Annotated in this window: 16 protein-coding genes and 2 pseudogenes; 7 read left to right on the top strand and 11 right to left on the bottom strand. The window is 59.2% G+C overall.

Features of this window, described 5'->3' with window-relative positions:
- Positions 1 to 226: 226 nt before the first annotated feature.
- From ACN0TP_RS03875 to ACN0TP_RS03855, 5 genes are all read right to left on the bottom strand, one after another.
- Positions 227 to 1,303: a polysaccharide pyruvyl transferase family protein gene (locus ACN0TP_RS03875; RefSeq protein ID WP_417216883.1), complete on the bottom strand. Its 1,077-nt coding sequence runs from the start codon at positions 1,301 to 1,303 to the stop codon at positions 227 to 229.
- Between the two features lie 37 nt (positions 1,304 to 1,340).
- A complete protein-coding gene (locus ACN0TP_RS03870) occupies positions 1,341 to 2,822 on the bottom strand; it encodes a lipopolysaccharide biosynthesis protein (RefSeq protein ID WP_417216880.1) in 1,482 nt (493 codons plus the stop codon).
- Positions 2,823 to 3,705: 883 nt separating this feature from the next.
- A complete protein-coding gene (locus ACN0TP_RS03865) occupies positions 3,706 to 5,169 on the bottom strand; it encodes a polysaccharide biosynthesis tyrosine autokinase (RefSeq protein WP_417216878.1) in 1,464 nt (487 codons plus the stop codon).
- A complete protein-coding gene (locus ACN0TP_RS03860; protein WP_417216876.1) occupies positions 5,166 to 6,443 on the bottom strand; it encodes a hypothetical protein in 1,278 nt (425 codons plus the stop codon). The genes ACN0TP_RS03865 and ACN0TP_RS03860 overlap by 4 nt, the downstream gene beginning before the upstream one ends.
- A gap of 110 nt (positions 6,444 to 6,553) precedes the next feature.
- Positions 6,554 to 7,495, bottom strand: coding sequence for a glycosyltransferase family 2 protein (locus tag ACN0TP_RS03855; protein ID WP_417216873.1), 942 nt, complete (start codon positions 7,493 to 7,495; stop codon positions 6,554 to 6,556).
- 521 nt (positions 7,496 to 8,016) lie between these two features.
- Here ACN0TP_RS03855 and ACN0TP_RS03850 point away from each other — a divergent pair.
- The 6 genes and pseudogenes from ACN0TP_RS03850 (at position 8,017) to ACN0TP_RS03825 (ending at position 13,652) form a co-directional block, all read left to right on the top strand.
- The gene (locus ACN0TP_RS03850; protein WP_417216871.1) at positions 8,017 to 8,406 is read left to right on the top strand and encodes a DUF4352 domain-containing protein; all 390 of its coding nucleotides are present in this window, start codon (positions 8,017 to 8,019) and stop codon (positions 8,404 to 8,406) included.
- Positions 8,403 to 12,014, top strand: a complete 3,612-nt coding sequence (locus tag ACN0TP_RS03845; protein WP_417216869.1) for a PKD domain-containing protein — start codon at positions 8,403 to 8,405, stop codon at positions 12,012 to 12,014. The genes ACN0TP_RS03850 and ACN0TP_RS03845 overlap by 4 nt, the downstream gene beginning before the upstream one ends.
- A 394-nt stretch (positions 12,015 to 12,408) precedes the next feature.
- Positions 12,409 to 12,810: a hypothetical protein gene (locus ACN0TP_RS03840; protein ID WP_417216867.1), complete on the top strand. Its 402-nt coding sequence runs from the start codon at positions 12,409 to 12,411 to the stop codon at positions 12,808 to 12,810.
- A gap of 13 nt (positions 12,811 to 12,823) precedes the next feature.
- Positions 12,824 to 12,949 (top strand): annotated as a pseudogene (locus ACN0TP_RS03835) (PKD domain-containing protein); the annotation flags it as partial.
- Between the two features lie 98 nt (positions 12,950 to 13,047).
- Positions 13,048 to 13,248: pseudogene (locus ACN0TP_RS03830) on the top strand (PKD domain-containing protein); the annotation flags it as partial.
- Entirely contained in the window at positions 13,245 to 13,652 is a 408-nt protein-coding gene (locus tag ACN0TP_RS03825) for a hypothetical protein (RefSeq protein ID WP_417216864.1), read from the top strand. The pseudogene ACN0TP_RS03830 and the gene ACN0TP_RS03825, both read left to right, overlap by 4 nt.
- A gap of 229 nt (positions 13,653 to 13,881) precedes the next feature.
- On the opposite strand, the gene ACN0TP_RS03820 is transcribed toward ACN0TP_RS03825, so the two are convergent.
- Positions 13,882 to 14,505, bottom strand: coding sequence for a hypothetical protein (locus tag ACN0TP_RS03820; RefSeq protein WP_417216861.1), 624 nt, complete (start codon positions 14,503 to 14,505; stop codon positions 13,882 to 13,884).
- A gap of 137 nt (positions 14,506 to 14,642) precedes the next feature.
- Here ACN0TP_RS03820 and ACN0TP_RS03815 point away from each other — a divergent pair, with 137 nt between their 5' ends.
- The gene (locus tag ACN0TP_RS03815; RefSeq protein WP_417216858.1) at positions 14,643 to 15,887 is read left to right on the top strand and encodes a glycosyltransferase family 4 protein; all 1,245 of its coding nucleotides are present in this window, start codon (positions 14,643 to 14,645) and stop codon (positions 15,885 to 15,887) included.
- Between the two features lie 3 nt (positions 15,888 to 15,890).
- On the opposite strand, the gene ACN0TP_RS03810 is transcribed toward ACN0TP_RS03815, so the two are convergent.
- The 5 genes from ACN0TP_RS03810 to ACN0TP_RS03790 all read right to left on the bottom strand — a co-directional run bounded on the left by ACN0TP_RS03810 (position 15,891) and on the right by ACN0TP_RS03790 (position 21,236).
- A complete protein-coding gene (locus tag ACN0TP_RS03810) occupies positions 15,891 to 16,217 on the bottom strand; it encodes a winged helix-turn-helix domain-containing protein (protein ID WP_417216855.1) in 327 nt (108 codons plus the stop codon).
- Positions 16,214 to 16,657 (bottom strand): hypothetical protein, encoded by a 444-nt coding sequence (locus ACN0TP_RS03805; protein WP_417216853.1) that lies wholly within the window; start codon positions 16,655 to 16,657, stop codon positions 16,214 to 16,216. Before ACN0TP_RS03805 ends, ACN0TP_RS03810 begins: the two co-directional genes overlap by 4 nt.
- 2 nt (positions 16,658 to 16,659) lie before the next feature.
- Positions 16,660 to 16,896, bottom strand: coding sequence for a hypothetical protein (locus tag ACN0TP_RS03800; protein WP_417216852.1), 237 nt, complete (start codon positions 16,894 to 16,896; stop codon positions 16,660 to 16,662).
- A gap of 106 nt (positions 16,897 to 17,002) precedes the next feature.
- Positions 17,003 to 17,707 carry a Maf family protein gene (locus ACN0TP_RS03795; RefSeq protein ID WP_417216849.1) on the bottom strand — a complete coding sequence of 235 codons (705 nt, stop codon included), beginning with the start codon at positions 17,705 to 17,707 and terminating at the stop codon, positions 17,003 to 17,005.
- Positions 17,708 to 17,711: 4 nt separating this feature from the next.
- A complete protein-coding gene (locus ACN0TP_RS03790) occupies positions 17,712 to 21,236 on the bottom strand; it encodes an MMPL family transporter (protein ID WP_417216846.1) in 3,525 nt (1,174 codons plus the stop codon).
- Position 21,237 lies beyond the last annotated feature (1 nt).

The raw sequence follows: 21,237 nt of genomic DNA, 5'->3' as shown, positions 1-21,237 counted from the left end.
ATCATTCCCGGACAGGAGCGCTTGAACACGTGGGTGGCATTCGTAGGCGTCTGACCTAGAGAGGATCTCTGTGGGCGCATAAACCCGTTTCCATCGAGCGTCATGTCCAGGCCAGGGTCGACTATCGTACAAAGGCCGCAGCCGGAGCAGGCATCGGATGAAAGGACTTTCGAGATCTGTCGATCAAGTCTCTTGGCTGCAGTGTCGGATGAGGGCTGTGGATCGCTCATAGGATCTTATCCAGTTTCTCCGCTACAGCAGATAGCGAGTTCCTTCCAGCTTGTTGCGCAAGTTTCGCTTCACCGATGAGCTGATCGTTGCCCGAAAGGTTGCGGATTTCGTCTGCCACGTGTTGGCTGGTGCGCAGGTCGATGGCGTGCCTCCATCCGAGGCTTTTCATTAGGGGGGAGAACTTTCGAGAGTAGGCTAAGGGAATGGCTGGAATGCCGAGGGAAAGAGCGTTCAAGCTTGCGTGCATCCGGGCTGCGATCACTAGTTTTGACGAGGCGATGGCTTCACGAACCGAATCAAGAGACGTCGGCACTATGAGCTCTGGATCAAAACTAAGTTGATCGGCTAGTTCGGTGATAGCGGGGACGTCGTTATCGGGGTTGGGTGAATCCAGGACATGAGCCAAAAGTGCTACATTCCGCCCTTGCGCGTGCAGCATTTCTGCCGAGCGGAGCATTGATTCCTGGTATCTCGTTGAGTTGACATGGGGATTCGCGTTCCAAAGCAGTCCGGATACATTTAACAAGACATCACGAGTTGTAGGCACTGTGATGTTGTCTATTCCAAAAACCATGTCTGAACTCAGCGCATCGGGCGTCCGGCCGAGTCGTTCAGCACGAGTGTAGCTTGCAGGGTCACGGCTGAAGACGGCCGCAGAACGGTTGAGGTTCCTCCTCGCAATCCATGTGGCTCTGCGGGAATTGAACGGGCCAACGGTTTGAGGCGCCATGACCCCTATCGCACCCGCTTGCACAGCAAACTCGTATACGAGACCCATCGTCAAATGTCGATCGAAGCCATAAATGTCTGAGAAGCTATCGCCAGAGCGTGTATCCCAGACCAAATCGAATTGCTTGAAGTAGCTCTGCATGCCGAAACGCGGAAGTATTCGTTCCCTGATGAGTGAGCGAGGTCTTCCCCAGGGTACAGACTCTGGGCGAGCTCCATAGTTGACGAATTCGACTTCGGCATTGGGCCAGACTCGTTTCAATAGGTCACCAGAGCCGCGAGCAAGGGCAGCCACGCCGAGGTTTGCTGAAGACTCGTGAGCCCAAAGGACTAAAATACGCATTGGCTTCTTTCTGGTATTTCTAGTTTCCAAAATTTCTCTAACGTTTAAAGTAGTGACGCAACGACCACAGGTTGCGGACGTCACGCCGGACAGACGGAATGGCCAAGGATGCTGCATATACTGTGAGGGCCCCAGCGAAGCCGGCTCCCGAGCTGGCCCAGGGGCCGGCCTGCGCCGTGAGTTCGGAGAGGGCGAAGGCGGCACCGGCACCCACAGCTCCAAGGGTCGCCATTCGAATGAAGTTCAATGCCAATTGTCTAATTGGGACCCCCGCAATCGACTTGTGTATCCAGATAAGCGAAAGCGGCCATGCGATCGCTGTCGCGATTAGGTAGCCGGCCGCGACACCGGAAACTCCCCAATGGGCACCGACAAGAAGGCAGATGATCTTGATCGAGACGCTGAGCAGATTGTATTTGAAGAGTGCAGCGGTGATTCCTTTGGAAACGTACACCCAGTACCCAAAGTAGCCAAGCGTTTGGAGAGCCGCAGCCGCAGATAAAAGGCTCATGACGGGAGCAGCGTCCAGCCATTGCGATCCGAGAAGCAGGAGCGTCAGAGGCTTGGCCGCCCCAACCGCAAAACCAAAAGCGGCCACGATTGAATATCCGAGCGCGGTTTGCCCAATACGGGTAAATTCCCAGTAGCGATGGGGAGAATCTTGCAATCGGGACAGGACGGGAATGGCGACATTTGTAATTGGCGCGCGTAGCTGGTTGGCGATGTTCATAACTAACTGATACGGGCGTGTATAGAGGCCGAGCGGTGAAGCGCCGAGAAAGAGCCCGATGATAACTCTGTCGGCATTGCCGCCGATGTAGGTGACTACTTGTGTTCCCACCATGTGCGTTCCGAAGCGGAGGAATGAGCGAACGGGGGTACTTCTGCGGGGGAGCCCTGGCAACCACCGGCTGTAGGCAACTGAAGCTAGGAGTACGACGAAGGACTGAACAAGGACCTGAATAACGAGTGCCCAAACTCCGAATCCGCACACTGCCAGTGCAACCGCGACTAGGAAACCCAATAGTGTCGAGCCGAAGTCCAGTACAGCGAGGGCCCGAAATCGAAGATCTCGGTTCAACCCCGCACGAAACTGCGTTGAGAGTCCGTTGAGCAAGAACACGCCGGAGACGCCTTGCGCCAGTGGGATCAAATCCGGGTGTCTATAAAAGGCGGCAATTGCACTCGCTCCGAAGAAGACCACACAGGACAGGAGAAGCCCGATAAGAGAGTTCACCCAGAAGAGAGAATTTCGTTGTTCTTTCGTGAACGTCCGAGCCTGGACCACGGCTTGAGTAAGGCCGAAATCGCGGAATACTTCAGCAATGCCGGCAACAGACATGACCATCGCAAACAGGCCGTAGTCATTTGGACTTAAGAGGCGGGCCAGCAGGACAACCGACACGAGCTGTACGGCGATCCTGCCGCCTTGCCCGAATACTGTTGCTGTGACTCCGCCAGCGGCCTGCCGTCCCAGTCCTATATGACGCGTTTCCTCTCCGTCGGCTAGCCCTGCCATGGACTCGAGAATCTCTCATGTGGCTTCAGTGGGTCTATCGGAGACGTTAGCCCCGTTCCGCGACGGAGCATAGTGTTCGGATGGGTCATCGAAGTTTCAAGAGTTAGGGCTGGTCCGGCAAGAGACTGGGCCAGTTCAGGAAAACTGGAGTAGTACGGTCCGATCAGGTGACTCGAGCTCGCCAGCATGTAGAGGTCAAGGACCGAACCAGTTAAGGCGGACGCGCTGTTATACGTACCCTTTTCTTCCAGCCCGAAGCACCCCTCGAATTTGTTGCTTACAGTGCGGAAGGCTTCCGGGGTATCCGCTGAAATATAGAAGAGGATCTCCGGATACAGATTGCGGATATTGGCCATTCGGGCTAGGAACCAGGCAAGCGGTGAATGCTTGAGCGTTTCAGCGTGTGCTACTGGATTCGTTCTGATCATGATGCCGACATACGGTTTTCCAGCGAAGTGTTGATCGTAGAACTTGGAGATGTCAGTTCGGATGGCCGCGACTGGTTGAAGGGAGCGGAGTTGCTCGGCCCAGGGGGTGGACCCTGAAGGCAAAATGAGGGCATGCGCAGTCCTGATCTGCCAGATTCTTTGCCGGCTTGCAGGGGACTGGCGCCATTGGAGGGTGTGGTCCCGCCAAGGGTACAAAGGCCTGAGGACTGAAGGTAATGCCGTAGGTGCAGCCGGAGCGTCGAACTCCCAAAGATCATGAAAGTGCGCACCAAACTCTTTTCCTACGGGCCAGGTGTAAGCGAATCTTCGTTTGTCGAATTGAGCAAGTGAGTATGCGCCTAAGACAGCTCGCAGACGATTGCCCAAACCGTGGTACTTTCCGGTGACGGAGATAATGGACGGCCCTCGCAATATTGGGACTAGCCCCCGATCGTTCATCGGCTCGCCCTCGCCTTCCGCGCCAGTGCGCGTGAATTTGGTTCGTTGTTTCGGGGCTGGCCCCTGTAAGAGGGCCCCCGGAGAGCTGAATCATCGGCTTCTGCATAGTACCCACCCTTCTTGGCCGCGACTTTGACCTTGTTCAGAACCAACCCCGAGATATGTACGCCGGCCGCTTCTAACAGATCTGTAGTTTGTTCCAATTGCGCGAAGCGAATCCGCGTGGAGTCGATCACCACAACGGTAGAGTCGACTCGTTGAGCGACGATGGCCGCATCCGAAACGCTGAGCACAGGGGCGGTATCGAGTATGACGACGTCGTAGGATTCCTTGGCTTGATTGAGTAGGCGCTGCATGGCCTGTGAATCAAGCAGCTCAGAAGGATTCGGCGGAATGTCACCAGATGTAAGGACATCCAGGCGCGTATTGGAGAACCGTTGCACGGCGTCCGTAAGAGCCAGACCGCCGACTATGACCGTTGTCAATCCAACAGCTGGCTCGAGTCCAAGGTAGTGCGCGACGCGGGGACGCCGGAGATCTGCATCGATTAGCAGGATGCGTTCGGCTCCTTCTGCCATCGTGAGAGCCAGATTCAGCGCAGTAACGCTCTTACCTTCGCCTGGAATCGAAGAAGTGATAGCAATTGTGCTGAGCTCGTGGGAAACGGAAGTGAAACGTAATGAAGCCCTGAGTTGTCGGTACCTTTCGGTGGCAGAACTATGAGGCGCGCGTATGGCAATAGGGCGGACGTCTGAACTTTTCAGCGTTCTCTCAGCGACTCCCAGAACTGGGTGATCTGTCACCGACTTCAGGGCTTTGATGGAGCGGATTTTGGTATCGAAAATTACGATCAGGAAGGCGACGACGAGCGCAATTCCCCCGCCAGCGAACGCACCCAATAGAGCGTTTTTAGATTTATTGGGAGAACTTTGGATAGTTGCCGGTTGTGCCGGCTGAATGACCCGGGCAGTGACGGTTGGCTTTCCCGATGCGTCTGTGGGCGCAACCTCGGAGACAACGTCTTTGAGACTTTCTGCGACGCCGTTGGCGATATCAGCTGATAGTTGTGGGTCGGTCGTTGTGGATTGGATTTTTAGAATGACCGTGTTTTGAGGCGTGGTGACAGTCACCGCGCGTTGCAACGCCTTTTGTGGCAACACAGTATCAAGGGTTTCTGCGGCCCTATCCAGTACCGTGGCTGTGGTGGCCAACTCGGCATAGGACAGCATCTGATTCTGCGTATAGGTAAGACCCTGGTTGATGTCTGTCCCGCTGTCGCCATCCCTCAGCGAAAAAAATAGCGATGCCTCGGATCTATACGTTGGCGCTATTTGAGTGGATACGGCAAACGCTGCGGTTCCAGCCAGAAAAGCGGAAAGAACCACTACGTACCAGCGTTTCTTGAGGACTCCAAACATCCTTTCGGCCGGTGTGGAGCCTGCGGTCGTCTTGGTGTTCATATTGTCCTCCTCCGAATGGCAACTTCGAAATTGCTAGAGCTCGATCGCGTTTGTTGGGCGACTGTGCTTGCTGAATAAGTAGCGACGGCGAGGCCTCCGACGAACCAGATGAAATTCGCATATTGGGTGATTAGGGCTACGGTCGCGAAAGATGGAATTTGGGCTGCGAGGGCGATTGAAGCTGGGCTGGCCTTGCCACGTGCTATCGAAATTACGGTGGAAAGCAACATGCCTAGCAGCATCAAAAGGGGTACAAAACCAAACCTCAGTGCAGTGAGGACCAGCTCACTGTCAATTGATTGAAACTGACCGTAGTAACTCTCTCCATTTGGAAGAACGGTCCAGCTTTGGCTGGTCCCTACGGCGGAGAAGGCAGGGATTAGAGAATATAGATTTCCACGGTACGCGGCACTGCCGGCCGCTTCATCTCCTGCTTCGCCAAACACTTGTACCAACTGGGGAATTCCAATTATCGCTAACGACGAAAAGCAAATAATGACCAAGACACGGAATTGGCTAGTTATATATCTTCGTAGGAAAACAATCGATCCAATTACCGTAAGTCCAAGGCTAATAATGCCAATGCGACTGAACGTCAAACCAACCGCTACGGAAACCACCGCCAAGCAACTCAGTTTTAGCCACGCGGGCCAACGAGTGACGAGGATGAACGCTGAGCACATAGAAAGGGAGGCGCCAAAAGCAATGGAATGCCCGAATGCGCCTTCAGTTCGAAGTAGCCCCCCGCGATATTGCAGCGATCCCCACGTGGAATGCAATCCGGTACCGGGCCCCAAGTGAATGAATAGATTGTGCCCTGTCAGGAATTCGACGATGCCCATTAGGGCGGCCAAGGAGGCGCCACCTGCGAGGCATGTGTAGATCCATTTGGGGTCAACTTGAGTTCGAATCAAGCGTCCGGCTACGTAAGGGATAATCCACCCTGTAAAAACTGCCAAAGATTGATTTGGGGAGAGCCATTCGAGCGCCGTTCCCCAGCCGAGTATGGCAGCGAAAGCAATGACCAGCACGTCAACATGAGAAAGTTCGAGACCGGACCAACTGGCACCAACAATAATGAGCAATGTAACCAAGATGAACGCAGGAAAGTAGGTCCCCAGCGAAACGCCTACCCAAATAGGTAAAAAGAAGTACACGCTGACGAAGATGACTGTCAGTGATTTTGGTGACCAGCGCGCCAACACGACTGCCGCGACAGTAGCGACCCCGACAACGGCGAGCATGAGCACTTTACTGAGCATTACTGCGGTCATCGGACTCCTTCTATCCTGGTTGAGGTGAGATCAGATTCCTCGACAGTCGGGAGTCCTTCTCGATGGGCGATTAGGTACCTCGTTCGCGTAGGCAGGGCTCGTGATGCGATTCAGTGTCGGTGAGGTTGCTCTGCCCGGAGACGGACGATCTTGCCAGCACCAGAAACTAGGCCGGTAACGTATGCGCGCCACGGGGCGATGGACCGAAGCAAGTGTCGACGCCCCCCAGCGCGCAGGATCTGGTATGAAACTGAGGGTGCATTCAACAACCATCTGTTCGCCAATCGGCTGTCCAAATGCTTGGCCGCAAAATAGAGCCGGTTTCTGATGTTGTAGTAGTAGTAGTTTTCAGACTTCCCAGTGGATCCGCTGCCGATCCCTTGCGTTCCCCCTTCGTCGTGGGTGGCAACCAAATGTCGGTTCACTTTGAGGCGCCCCCCGGCAGCGACAAATCGAACTGAAAGGTCAACGTCTTCCCAATAGAGGAAGTACTCTTCGTCAAAGCCTTGAAGCTCTTCCCACATTTCTCGAGAGACTGCGAAGCAGGCCCCGGTGATCCACGGGACGCTCGTTCCACGAGGGCGCCGTTTTCGTCGTTCGCTGAAGACACGTCCCGACGCCAGGTGCAAGTCCATGCCGTCAAACCAGACTCTGCCCGTGCTTGTTCGAATCTCGGGCGCGACCATGAGCTTCGGATCGACCGTTACGGAAGTTGTTAGCGCGCGTAGCACACTGGGTGCCAACGTAGCATCTGGATTTAGGGCTATTAGGACCTCAGCTCCAAGTTCGATTGCTCGCTTGGCGCCGGCATTCATGCCCCCGCCGAATCCCCGGTTTTCATCTAAAGGGACGGGCACCCAGTCATACTTTGCAGCGAGCTGAGAAACGCGAGTGCGCTCGGAGACCGACGTGAAATTGTCGACTACGACCACGACCCCTCCCACGCTATCCACGTCGATGGTAGCCAGGTTCTCTTCCAGGAGTTGGCTAGATCCATAGTTGACTACGAGGAGCGCGAAAAGGGGCGCGGCGACGTTAGATTTAGCGTTCACTTGACTCCCCTCAGCTTTCGTCAGTGTGTGCTATATGGGGTGAAATCTAGCACAGCCGAATGGGAGCGGAGCCGGAAAATTGCTGGCACGAGTGGCATTAATCTCCCGGATTGAGATTAAAACGAGAACGTACACCGTAACTACTGGGATCATCGCGTGGAATCGCGTACGCAGTACGCGTGCCGTGCGTAGGCGGGATCAGATAGTTTTCAGCCAGCTGGGTATTGATCCCAGGTTTAAGGTGGGGGAACTTGAAGACAAGAGACAGTCGTAGCGACTTCGGACGACGGGCTTTAGTTGGGGGGCTATCGGCACTTCTCGCCGTTTCGCTGGTCGCCTGTGGAGCGCCGGATCGAGAATCGCCTTCAGACCAGCCTGCCGCCGTTTCTGTAACCACACCGACACCAGGCACTACGGCAACTGACTCGAAGCGTAGGGAAACCCCTGGCCGGACGAAGGCCGTACCTGCCCCCACTCCGGGAACCATAAAAGACGTAGTTAAGGCCGAAAAGCGCGGGAAAGTGAAACGCGCAGAATTGCGAAGCGAAGTTACGCTTCCAACCGGTGTTCGTGTCAAAGCGACCGCCATTAGGAGTATTCAAGTCACAGCACAGACTCCGGGAGAGATGGCCGGTGCGGCGTTGGCGATTACTTTGAGGTTGAAGAACAGCTCCGAAAAACCCATAAACATTGACTCGGCCGTAATCGGGCTTTCAGACGCTATGGGAAATCCGGCGCAACCAACAACATCGGACCCCTTCAAGCCATTTCAAGGAGAAGTTGCCCCGGGGGCTACGAGTTTGGGGACATACGTTTTCTTGATCCCTAAACAAGACAGAAATGATCTGGTCCTGACAGTTGAATATTTGGCGGGACAGCCAATTGCCGACTTTGTGGGCGATGCATCGTGAGACTCAAGACCAGTAAGCAGGACGATTCGATGAACTTGCGTACGAACTACTTAACAGCGTTCATTGCTGGCATCGCAGTGATGGTGCTTACCTTCACCACTTTTGTGGTGGGAAATGTAAGCGCCCGTGCAGCAGATGAAATTTTGCCCGGGCCGGCACCTGTGCAGCAGCGTGCTTCAACGGATATGACTGCGGATTCACTTCCAACCGCTCAGATTGATTCGGGCGTTGTATGGACCCAGGTTATGTCGGGGAACATTGTCTATGCCGGAGGTTCGTTCAGTAATGCTCGTCCTCCCGGCGCAGCGCCAGGAACGAATCTCGTTCCTCGAAGCAATATTCTTGCCTATGACATCACAACGGGTGAACTGACGTCATTCGCCCCCAAAATTAATGGAACGGTTAAATCCCTGGCTGTTTCCCCGGACCGGAAACGACTCTATGTGGGGGGAACATTCAATAACGCCGACGGACAAACCAGATGGAACCTGGCGGCCTTCGATATTCCGTCGGGAAACCTCGTGAGTGGATTTCGGGGCTCTGTAGGTGGCTCATATGTCAACGCCATAGCTGTCACGGATTCGGCGGTCTATGTAGGTGGACTAATCGGCGCGGGAAATGGGGTAGCACGGCGAGGTTTTGCTGCGTTTAACGTCAACGGCGATTTGCTCGGCTGGGCACCGACAGCCGATTTACAAATAGATGCCATGACGCTGACGCCCAATAAGGACAAGCTCATCGTCGCTGGGCGGTTTTCGACGGTTAACGACGTGAGCCAGCGTGGCCTCGCTGCACTGGATCTAACCACTGGAGCGCTTCTACCTTGGGAAGCTCCTAACGTTGTCAAGAACGGCTGGAATAGCGGCAACAACGCTGGAAAGGCAGGTATTTGGGGTCTAGCGGTTGACGAGAATGCGGTCTATGGAACGGGGTGGGTCTTTGCTGACGTGGCTACCGGCAATCTCGAAGGCACCTTCTCCGCGGATCCAAGTAGTGGTGATATTCGCTGGATCGCTGACTGCCACGGCGATCACTACGGCGTCTATTCCGACGGTAAAACCGTTTACACCACTAGCCACGAGCATGCTTGCGAGTCCGTCGGTGGAGTAGTTGAAAAACAACCCGTCAATATGCGGAATGCCTCTGCGATGACAGCAGCCCCGAAAGGCACGTTGAGTCGCAGCCCGCACGTGAGCAGCATCTATAAGGATTGGAGCGGATGGCCGGCCCCGGCATTCGTCGGGTGGTGGCCCGACTGGTACACCGGGAATGTGATGGGCCAGGCGGGTTATTCCATCGTTGGTAATGGCTCCTTTATGTCCGTGGGCGGAGAATTTGTAGGAGTAAATGGCGGACGACAGGATGGGCTCGCACGTTTTTCGTCCAACCCAGCAGGAGGTGCAAAGCAGGCCCCGAGATTATCGGGAACAAACTGGGCTCCTACGGCAAAATCGAACGCAAGCGGAACTGTGCGCGTCTCAATACCGTCGAATTGGGATAGGGACGACATTGATCTCACGTATAGGCTTATACGTGTTGGTGAAGCGACCGCGGTCGACACCAAAAAGGGAACTTCGACTTTCTGGGACCTTCCAACGATTTCATTGACAGACAGCGGCCTGACGGCCGGGTCCAGCCAAAGGTATTACGTTACAGCTACCGACGGGGACGGGAACAACGTTTCCAGTTCCCAGGTCTCAGTACAAGTCAGCAATGCAGCTCCTTCTGAATACCGTTCCGCGGTACTTGACGACGGCGCAACTCTCTTCTGGCCACTTGGCGGAGACGCCGCTACAGCTGCGGAGGATTGGGCAGGGGATAACCGCGGAACAGTTGGGTCAGGAGTGGGTTCAGTCACCCCGGGAGGGATAACTGATGCAAATTCCTCAGCATCGACTTTCAACGGCTCGTCGTCGGGAATTGTTGCAACGTCCCGTCCTTCGCCGGTTGGTCCGGCGTTCACTACAGAGCTTTGGTTTAAATCGGATACAAGGCGTGGCGGAAAACTCCTTGGGTATGGATCCAGCCAGACCGGCTTGTCTTCGAACTACGACCGGCACGTCTACATGCGCAATGACGGATACATCGTGTTTGGCACGTACCCGGGCAGCAGCAAAATTGTGACCAGCGCACTTCCCTACAACGACGGTGATTGGCATTACCTTGCGGCGGCACAGGGAGCCAACGGTATGCGGCTCTACGTCGATGGGAAGGAAGTAGCGGCCGACGCCGGTACCGTCTCGGCCCAGTCTTACAGCGGCTATTGGAGGTTGGGAGGAGACAACCTCAACGGATGGCCCAATGCTCCATCCAGCAACTACTTCGATGGCGACCTCGATGAATTCGCGGTATACGATCGAGCCTTGACCCAGGCAGAAGTGGCAACGCACTATGCTCTCGGAGCTGGGATCGAAGCGCCTACCGCCGCCTTCGAAACACAGGTATCCGACCTCGAGGCAACATTCGATGCTTCGGCCTCCACTGCAGGAAATGGTGGGACCATTTCTGGCTACAACTGGAATTTTGGCGATGGTTCAGAGAATGCATCAGGTCTGACCACTTCTCATGCCTATGCAGCTCCAGGTACCTACGAAGTTGAGCTCTCCGTGACTAACGAGCACGGATTGAGCGGTAGCACGACCAAATCTATTACTGTGAACGCCCCGCATGCGGTGCCGGTTGCTGAGATTGGTCATGAGGCGTCTGGTTTGTCTGTGGCTTTTGATGGGACGGGTTCGTCTGCTGCCGATGGTGCGACGGTGACGGGGTATGCCTGGGAATTTGGGGATGGCGGGACGTCGTCGGAAGCCAAGCCAGTGCATGTCTACGGTGAAGCCGGTTCATATCCGGTCAAGTTGGTGGTGACGGATTCAACTGGTGCCAAGAGCGATGAGGGCAGCTGCGACGGTGGAGGTTTCCATGCGAAACCTGTGGGAGCGTTTAGCGTTCAGCGATCTGAACTGTCAGTGACGGTCGATGCGGGTGCTTCGAAGGCTTCGGATGGAGCGACGATGTCCTATGCCTGGGATTGGGGCGACGGATCTTCGGCGGGATCTGGGGTTGAAGCCGAACATGCGTATGCGGTTGCGGGGTCCTACGAAGTTGTTCTAACGGTGACGGATAGCTTGGGAGCGACGGCGGTCACCAAGACAGTCGATGTGGCTGCGCATGCGGTGCCGGTTGCTGAGATTGGTCATGAGGCGTCTGGTTTGTCTGTGGCTTTTGATGGGACGGGTTCGTCTGCTGCCGATGGTGCGACGGTGACGGGGTATGCCTGGGAATTTGGGGATGGCGGGACGTCGTCGGAAGCGAAGCCAGTGCATGTCTACGGTGAAGCCGGTTCATATCCGGTCAAGTTGGTGGTGACGGATTCAACTGGTGCCAAGAGCGATGAGGCAGCTGCGACAGTGGAGGTTTCCCGGAAACCTGTGGGAGCGTTTAGCGTTCAGCGATCTGAACTGTCGGTGACGGTCGATGCGGGTGCTTCGAAGGCTTCGGATGGAGCGACGATGTCCTATGCCTGGGATTGGGGCGACGGATCTTCGGCGGGATCTGGGGTTGAAGCCGAACATGCGTATGCGGTTGCGGGGTCTACGAAGTTGTTCTAACGGTGACGGATAGCTTGGGAGCGACTGACACAGGTCACAAGACAGTCGAGTCAGCACAACTCCCGCCGATGCTCGTGGCGAAGCGATGACTTCGGCAAGACGTATCAACTGGCTGGGGTACTGCCGACGAAGGCGGTCAATGGAGCAGTAAGGCTGGGTTCTCGGTTGAAGACGGTGAGGAAAGATGGAACTCACTCCGTCTCGTACCCTGACGACTTCGTTGTCGGGGTGAACGCCGCAGGTCTGGATGCCAGCTTTGTTGTCGGCACGGACAAGGTCGCTGATGCGACACTGCACTTCAATGCTGGTCTGCAGAGTACCCAGGCGGGCGAATACCGGGTCAAGCTGCGGTTCATGTCGAACGGATCAATTACAGGTCGGCCTGGCCAAGGTGGTGGGCAATGCCGAGACATTGGTGGCCAACAAGGCGTTGGCAGGATATACGCAGGAGGCCGGTCAGCGCCTGAACGTGCGTATCCAAACCGAGTCCAATGACGGATCCGACCTGGCGTGCCAAGGTGTGGACGTCGGTACGACCGAACCAGCCGATTGGTTCGTAAGCGCTACGGATGATGACTCGACTTTGCAAGGGCCGGGAACGCTGTCGGTGTCTGGTTACCTCGCAGGGTCGACCACGAATGGGCCGGTTACGGTTAGCCTCGACGACCTCAAAGTCACAGCAACCGATGTGGCTGCGCATGCGGTGCCGGTTGCTGAGATTGGTCATGAGGCGTCTGGTTTTCATCTGTGGCTTTTGATGGGACGGGTTCGTCTGCTGCCGATGGTGCGACGGTGACGGGTATGCCTGGGAATTTGGGGATGGCGGGACGTCGTCGGAAGCCAAGCCAGTGCATGTCTACGGTGAAGCCGGTTCATATCCGGTCAAGTTGGTGGTGACGGATTCAACTGGTGCCAAGAGCGATGAGGCAGCTGCGACGGTGGAGGTTTCCCATGCGAAACCTGTGGGAGCGTTTAGCGTTCAGCGATCTGAACTGTCAGTGACGGTCGATGCGGGTGCTTCCGAAGGCTTCCGGATGGAGCGACGATGTCCTATGCCTGGGATTGGGGCGACGGATCTTCGGCGGGATCTGGGGTTGAAGCCGAACATGCGTATGCGGTTGCGGGGTCCTACGAAGTTGTTCTAACGGTGACGGATAGCTTGGGAGCGACGAGCACGGTCACCAAGACAGTCGAGGTCAGCACAACTCCGCCGATGCTCCGTGGCAAGCGATGACTTCGGCCAAGACGTATCAACTGGCTGGGGTACTGCCGACGAAGGCGGTCAATGGAGCGGTAAGGCTGGGTTCTCGGTTGAAGACGGTGAGGGAAAGATGGAACTCACTCCGTCTCGTACCTGACGACTTCGTTGTCGGGGTGAACGCCGCAGGTCTGGATGCCAGCTTTGTTGTCGGCACGGACAAGGTCGCTGATGCGACACTGCACTTCAATGCTGGTCTGCAGAGTACCCAGGCGGGCGAATACCGGGTCAAGCTGCGGTTCATGTCGAACGGATCAGTGCAGGTCGGCCTGGCCAAGGTGGTGGGCAATGCCGAGACATTGGTGGCCAACAAGGCGTTGGCAGGATATACGCAGGAGGCGGGTCAGCGCCTGAACGTGCGTATCAAACCGAGTCAATGACGGATCCACGACCTGGCGTGCCAAGGTGTGGACGATCGACGACCGAACCAGCCGATTGGTTCGTAAGCGCTACGGATGATGACTCGACTTTGCAAGGGCCGGGAACGCTGTCGGTGTCTGGTTACCTCGCAGGGTCGACCACGAATGGGCCGGTTACGGTTAGCCTCGACGACCTCAAAGTCACAGCAACCGAATAGTCGTCGATTCACCGGAGGGCTGCTTGCGGCAGTTAGCCGACGGCGGTCCTCCACCGCGTTAGTGCACAGCTGATGTCAGAACCAGCCGACACGGACTTTTCAATGGCTCCCCTATGGCGACGACGGCTACGGGCACCATGGAAGTCGACAATGTCGAGTGGAGAGATATCGTTCTTGTGAAATTTGGTGGGTTTCGTGGACATGATGGGCTGCGAACCCCGTCTTTGGGTTATGACCGGGCCGGGTCCCGCCTCATTGAAGAGGAACTGCTCTTCGACTGAGAGAGCTTCCGCCGTCAGTTCTCTGGCTTCGGCCAATGTGAACATTCGATTTCTAAGATCAGATCGCTCGTGCAGCATGTCACTTCGGATGGAAACGGTCGCCGTCAGAATCAACTCGAACTTCGCCCAATCAATTGAATTCAACGGGCGGGAGGCAAACTGATCGACGTAGGAACTACCGCCGGGTTGTGTCCGAATGTATTCGGCTGCTTCAGAACAGATTTGCATTCCGTCTGAAGCAACAAGTCCTGCACTTTGCACTTCTAGTTCGTCGGATTGAGCAAGGGCGAACTCCGAAGCGGGAGAACGACAAACATTGGCATTGCAAACGACCAGAATTGGAATTGGCGATTGACTGAAATCGTGTGCGCCCATGGGGAATCGCCTTCCGCTCATAAGCCCCCCGAACTGTATGTGTTAACTGCCCAGACTACGCCGGCAGCCTCCGCAAGGCGAGCCGTGGTTTGTTGTCCGCCGGAAGCTCCAGACAACCATAGGGTAGGGGGAATGGTATGGAAAAGATGTTCTACAGCGCCTGCTTGCACCAATTCAAGTCTTTGATGAGGATGCGACCAGCGAATGCGGAGGGATTTCGAATGAAGTTGGGAAAGAACCCAGGCGGTACTCATCTAGTGGTGCATCCTGGCGCCGAACTCTACGGGTCCGATCGAGTTGTCCTTGAAAGCGTGATCGCCCTCCGAGAAGGCGGAGCAACGGTTGTCGTTTACCTCCCGGCTCGAGGACCGCTAGTCGAATTGCTTCAGGCTCATGGCGCGGTAGTTGCCTTCGGCCCCTCGCTAGTGCTGCGCAAGAGTCTGTTGCACCTGGTCAAATGGCCAAAATTGGCTCGTGACGTAGCTCTGGGATTGATCGGCGGAGCGCGGGTGATGGTTCGATATCGACCGGCGGTGGTTCTGGTCAATACAGTTACCTTGCCGCTATGGCCCTTGCTTTCTCAGATTTTTCGAGTTCCCTCGGTGAGCCATGTCCACGAAGCTGAGGCTTCAGCAAACCATCTGGTTCGGAGGGCACTTTACGCCCCACATCTACTGTCGGCAGCCGTTGTGCTCAACAGTGACTTCAGCACTAGGGTGCTATCCGACAGTTTCCCGGGGCTTGCGGCAAGAAGTACCGTCGTTTACAACGGGGTGCCGGGGCCGGCAGAGCGATCCGCTCCGCGTCAAGATTTGGACGGTGAGATTCGGGTGTTGTTCCTCGGCCGCCTGTCGGAACGGAAGGGGCCGCAGGTGGCGATCCGGGCCATTCGTGAACTCAAGCAGCGAGGCATTCGCGCACGCCTGGCGATTGCCGGTGCCGCTTTTGAGGGCAAAGAGCAATTTGCTGACGAATTACGCGGCCTGGTTATTTCCTTGGGCGTACAGAATGAAGTTGCTTTTACGGGGTTTACACCTGACATTTGGCCGCTATTGGACGACGCTGATGTTCTCGTCGTACCTTCGACTGTGGACGAACCCTTTGGCAATACCGCTGTCGAAGGAATCCTTGCGGGTCGCCCGGTCGTCGTCAGCAACACGAGTGGTCTCCGGGAAGCCGCTCGTGGGTATGAGTCTGCAATCTACGTCGAGCCCAACGATGCGCAGGGCATTGCCGATGCCCTGGAGAGGATCTACCGGGACTGGGGATACTTCTCGACGCATGCGGCCACTGACGCGGTTGCCGCCGAAGAGAAACACTCGCTGGTGAACTACCGGAAGAAGATCGCGGATATTGTTCTCAACGCCGCGGATCGGCGGTAAGGGTCAGCTTCCGGCAATATCCCGCAAGGCCGCCAGATGCCGTTCCCAGACCCCTCGGCCGTCGGCGGTCAGGGAGAACCAGGTCCGCGGGCGTTTGCCCACGAAACCCTTGCGGATCCTCACGATGCCGGCCTCCTCCAGCTGGGACGCCTGGCGGCTCAGTACCGAATCGCTGACCTGCAGGTGGTCGCGGACCACGGCGAATTCCGATTCATCCGTCCCGGCAATGGCCGCGACCAGCGAGAAGCGGACCGGGTGGGCGAGCTGGTCCGAGAGCTTCAGCCGGGGGTGCCCGTCCTCGCCGGCCGGTGTGCGGTTGGAGGCGCTCATGCGCGGGCCTCCAGCCAGGCACCCACGACGGAGTTCACCGTGAGGGCGGCGGCGATCAGCACGGCGAACCAGAGCCGGCCGCTCAGGAGGGTGCTGGCGAGCAGCACCCCCACGATCCAGAGAACCGCCCAGATCATCATGAACGTCATCCAGCGCCGGCCGAATCCGCGTTTGGTGGACCGGCCGAAGACGAGCATGAAGACCATGAAGATCCCGAGCCAGGCCAGCATGGAGATCATGGGCAGGGCGACGAGCGACTCGTCGAACTTGCCGACGAACCACAGCGAGAGGGTGCCCAGTGAGGTGATGGCACCGAGGCCGAGCAGCATGGCGATGTGCGGCCAGCTGGCGCCGGTGCGCGACGCCGATTCGAGGCGGCCTGCTTCGTTCAGCAGGTCCCGGGCGGCTTGGGCGGAGGGGCGGGGCTGTTCGGTGGCCATGATCAGGCCCCGAGGTGTCCGTGGGTCCGGCGGGCGTTCGCTGCCCGTGCGGCGGCGGTGGTGGAGGCCCAGAGCGCGCCGAGCATCGCGGCCAAGCTGCAGGCCATGACCATCATCTGCGCGGTGCCGGTGACCAGACCGGCGATGAACAGGGCCGCCATGCAGGCGATGCCCATGGCGTAGCCGATCCAGGCGTATTGCTGTCCGTTGGCGAGGGTGGAAGTCCGGGTCTTGTGCATGAAGCGTCCTTTGCCGGGGGTGGCGTGCCGATGGTCCGGCACCTGTCACTCCAGCATAGAAAGTAGTTTCCAATCTGGCAAGTACTTTCTGGAAACATTGTTGGTGTCAGGCCCACACATCCATGATCGACAGGTTGGCGGAGGCCAGCAGGGAGCGCAGGGTGCTGACCGAGAGGCCCACGACCGTGTGCGGATCGCCCTCAATGCCGGTGATGAACGCCGACCCGCGCCCGTCGATGGTGAAGCCCCCGGCGCAGGGCAGGGGCTCGCCGGTGGCGACGTAGGCACCGATTTCCGCGTCGGTGACGTCCGCGAAGGTGACCGAGGCAGAAGCCACGGTGCCCAGCGTGGCGCCGGTTCCGCCGTCGTCCTCCTCCGTGCTGCGGTTGTCCACCAGCCAATGCCCGGTGTGCAGGATGCCGGTCCGCCCGCGCATGGCCCGCCAGCGTTCGGCGGCGACCTCGGGGGTGTGGGGCTTGCCGTAGGGCACGCCGTCGAGTTCGAAGACCGAGTCGCAGCCGAGCACCACGGCACCGTCGGCTGCCTCCACGGCGGCCACGGCTTCGGCCTTGGTCCGGGCCAGCAGCAGGGCCATGGCCAGCGGGTCCAGTGCGCCGCCGAGGCGGGCGGTGGCCTCGGCGACGGCAGCGTCCTCGTCGACGTCCGAGACGATGGCCTCGAAGCCGATCCCCGCGTCGACGAGGATCCGGGCCCGCCCCGGTGACTGGGAGGCCAGCACCAGCAGCGGCAGGTCCTGCGTGCCGGTGGTCCCGGTAGCGGCGGATGCGGGGGAGGGGGCGTCGGTGGTCATGGAACTACCGTAGTGCGTCCTGTCGCTCGTCCGGGTCGTGGGCCTCGCCGAACGGGAACCAGGCGTTGGAGTCCTCCGCCGCGGGATCTGCCGGGGCGACGGGTTCCACCGGGCCCCCGGGGCCGCCGTCGGGCCCCTCCGGGCCACCGGCCTCCGGGTCGGCACCCCCGCCGGTGCCACCGGTGGAGCCCGCAGACAGGGCGGCGATCTTCGATCCCTCGACGTCGACATCGGGCAGGAGCCGGTCCAGCCACTTCGGGATGTACCAGGCATGGCGGCCCAGCAGGTGCATGATCGCCGGGGTGATCGTCATGCGGACCACGAAGGCGTCCAGGAGCACGCCAATGGCCAGCGAGAAGCCGATCGCCCGGATCATCGTCAGGTGGGAGAAGATGAAGCCGGCGAACACGCTGGTCATGATCAGCGCCGCGGCCGTCACCACGGGGGCCGAATGGGCGAACCCGGAGCGGACCGCCGAACGGGCCTTTTCCCCGTGGGCAAACGATTCACGCATGCCCGAGACGAGGAACACCTGGTAGTCCATCGCCAGGCCGAACAGGATGCCGGTGAGCAGGATGGGCAGGAAGCTCATGATCGGGCCGGGCGTCTCGACGCCGAACAGGCCCGAGAGCCACCCCCACTGGTAGACGGCGACGGTGGCGCCGAAGGATGCGACGAGCGAGAGCAGGAACCCCGCGGTGGCCAGCAGCGGTACCACCACCGACCGGAAGACCAGCAGCAACAGGATGAGGGAGAGCCCGACGACGATGCCCAGGTAGAGCGGCACCACTTGCGAAATGCGCTCGGAGACATCGATCTGTGCGGTCACCTGCCCGGTCAGTGCCAGATGCGAGCCGGTCTCGGATTCGATCTGCAACGCCGCGTTGCGGATGTCGGTGACCACCTGTTCGGTCGCCTGGCTCGCCGGGCCGTCCTGGGGCACGATCTGCAGGACGCCCAGGGTGTGCGCCTCATTGTTTCCCACCGGGACCGCAGCGACCACGCCGTTGATGCCGCGCAGCTGGTCCGCGATGTCCAGCGTCTTGGCTTCGGCCTGTTCGGCGGTGAGCCCCTGGGGCAGGTCGGCCACCGCGATGATGGGCCCGTTGTAGCCGGCGCCGAACTTTTCGCTGAGCAGGTCATAGGCCTGGTGGGCGCTGGAGTCGACCGGTTCGGCGCTGCCATCGGGCAGGGCGGTGCGCAATTGCAGGGCCGGCAGGGCCATGATGCCCAGCAGCAGGATGCCGACCACGCCCATCAGGACGGGACGCCTCGTCACGAAGGCGCCCCAGCCACGGTTGCCGGCGGCGTTGGGGTGCGCCGCGGAATCGGTGCTGGCCGACACGGGTGAAGCGTGGGCCCCGGCGGCGGAGGCATCCGTCGCCGTGTTCGCCGCTGCCTTGCGCCAGGCCCGCTTGCTGACCAGCTTGGTCCCGATGATGCCCAGCAGGGCCGGGGTCAGGGTGATGGCGATCAGCACGGCCATGGCGACCGTGAAGGCGGCGGAGAACCCGAGGATCGAGAGGAAGGGCAGGCCCGGGACGGCCAACGCCGAGAGGGCGATGATGACGGTCAGGCCGGCGAAGACCACTGCGTTGCCGCTGGTCCCGGTGGCCCGGCCGATGGATTCCTCCATGTCCATGCCGTCCAGCAGCTGGCGGCGGTGCCGGTGCACGATGAACAGCGAGTAGTCGATGCCCACTGCCAGGCCCAGCATCAGGGCCAGTGCCGGGGTGATCGAGGCCATCTCGATCACGCTGGACAGGGCCAGGGTGCCGCCCACGCCGGCGCCGACGCCCAGCACTGCCATCACCAGGGGCAGGCCGGCGGCGACCAGGGTGCCGAGCATGACCATGAGCACGACGGCGGCAATCACCAGGCCGATGATCTCGGCCGAGCCGAAGACCGAGGAGATGTCCTGGACGATGTCCTTGGAGTAGTCGACCTCCAGGCCGGTGGACGTGGCGGCGCCGGCGATGTCCTGGATCTTCTCGCGGACCTCGGGCGTCAGGGCATCGGCTGAACCGACGAAGCTGACATTGACGGCGGCGGTGGTCCCGTCCTGGGAGACGAAGCGCATGCCCTCGGTCGACTTCGCCTTGCGCGCACCCAGGGCCAGGTCCTTCTGCCCGTCCTCGAGCTTCTGCTCCGCGTCCTTGAGCTTCTGCTCCGACGCCGGCAGCTTGGCCTTGGCGTCCTTGAGCTTCTTTTCCCCGGCATCGAGCTTGGCCCGGTTCTGGTCGATCTTCTGCTGGCCGGCATCGAGCTTGGCCTCGTTGGCGGCGATTTCGCGCGCCCCGGAGTCGATCTTTGCCTGCCCGGCGGCGAGTTCCGCCGCCCCGGCGTTGAGCTTCTTCTCGTTGGCCGCGATTTGGGCGCGACCTGAGTCGAGCTGCTTCTTGGAGGTGGCCAGCTTCTTTTCGCCCGCCGCGAGCTCCTGCTTCTTGGCGGCGAGGGTCTTCTTGCCCTGGGCCAGTTGGGCGGCCCCGGAGTCGAGCTGCATCTTGGAGGCGTTGAGCTTCTGGACCCCGGCCGAAGCCTGGTCGAGTCCGGCCTGGCCCTTCTTCAGCTCGGCGCGCTGCGCGTCAACCTGCTGCTGGGTCAGCGGTGCCGGGAGTCCTGCATCGAGGAGCTTCTGCACGCCATCGAGCTGCTCGTTGCCCTGGTCGATGTCCTTCTGCTGGGAGGAGATTGCCGCGGGCACCTGGGAGAGCGAGGAGACGCCGAACTGTTGGGCCAGCTGGGCGGCGCCGGCCTTGTATTGCTGCTGGCCCGCGGCGATCTTCTGCTCGTTGGCCTGCAGGTCCTTCTCGCCCTGGGCGAGCTGGGACTTGCCGTCAGCCATCTTGGCCGCGCCGGCGTCGTACTGTTGTTGCCCGGCGGCCAGCTGGTTCTTGGCGGCCTGGAGCTTCTGGCGGCCATCGGCGATCTGTGCGCTCGGCGCGGCCAGCTTCTGCCGGCCGGCGGCGAGCTGGGCCTTGGCGTCGGCCAGCTGCTTCCTGCCGTCGTCGATCTTGGCCTGGGCCTTCTTCAGCTCGGCGCGCCCGTCGGCGATCTTCTGCTCGTTGGCGGCGATCTGCTTCTTGCCGTCTGCCAGCTTCTGCTTGCCGTCTTCGAGCTGGCGGCGGCCATCGGCGAGTTTCTCGTCCGCCTTCCTGACCTGGACGGAGGCGTCGTCGAGCTGCTCCTGCGTGGTGAAGGGGTTCGAGGCAGTCCGCACGTCCTTCAGGCCCTCCAGCTCCTCGAGCGAGGAACCGATCGCCTTCTTCTGGGCGCTGGTGAAACGCGTGCCGTCGGCCGTCTGGTAGACGATCGAGCCGCTGCCCCCGGAGAACTCCGGCATCTCGGCCTTCAGCTTGTCCAGGGCACGTTGGGTTTCGGTGCCGGGGATGGAGAAGCTGTTGGTCAGCGTGCCCATGAAGGCCCCGGCGGAGGCGCCGATGGCGAGCAGGGCGACGAGCCACGCGGAAACGAAGACCCAGCGGCGGCGGTAGGCCAGCCGGCCGAGCTTGTAGAGGAAGGTGGCCATG

This window comes from Arthrobacter sp., from assembly GCF_048266065.1.
Lineage (GTDB): Bacteria > Actinomycetota > Actinomycetes > Actinomycetales > Micrococcaceae > Arthrobacter_H.
Note: the sequence above shows the minus strand (reverse complement) of the source record. Positions and strands in the feature narration are given on the sequence as shown.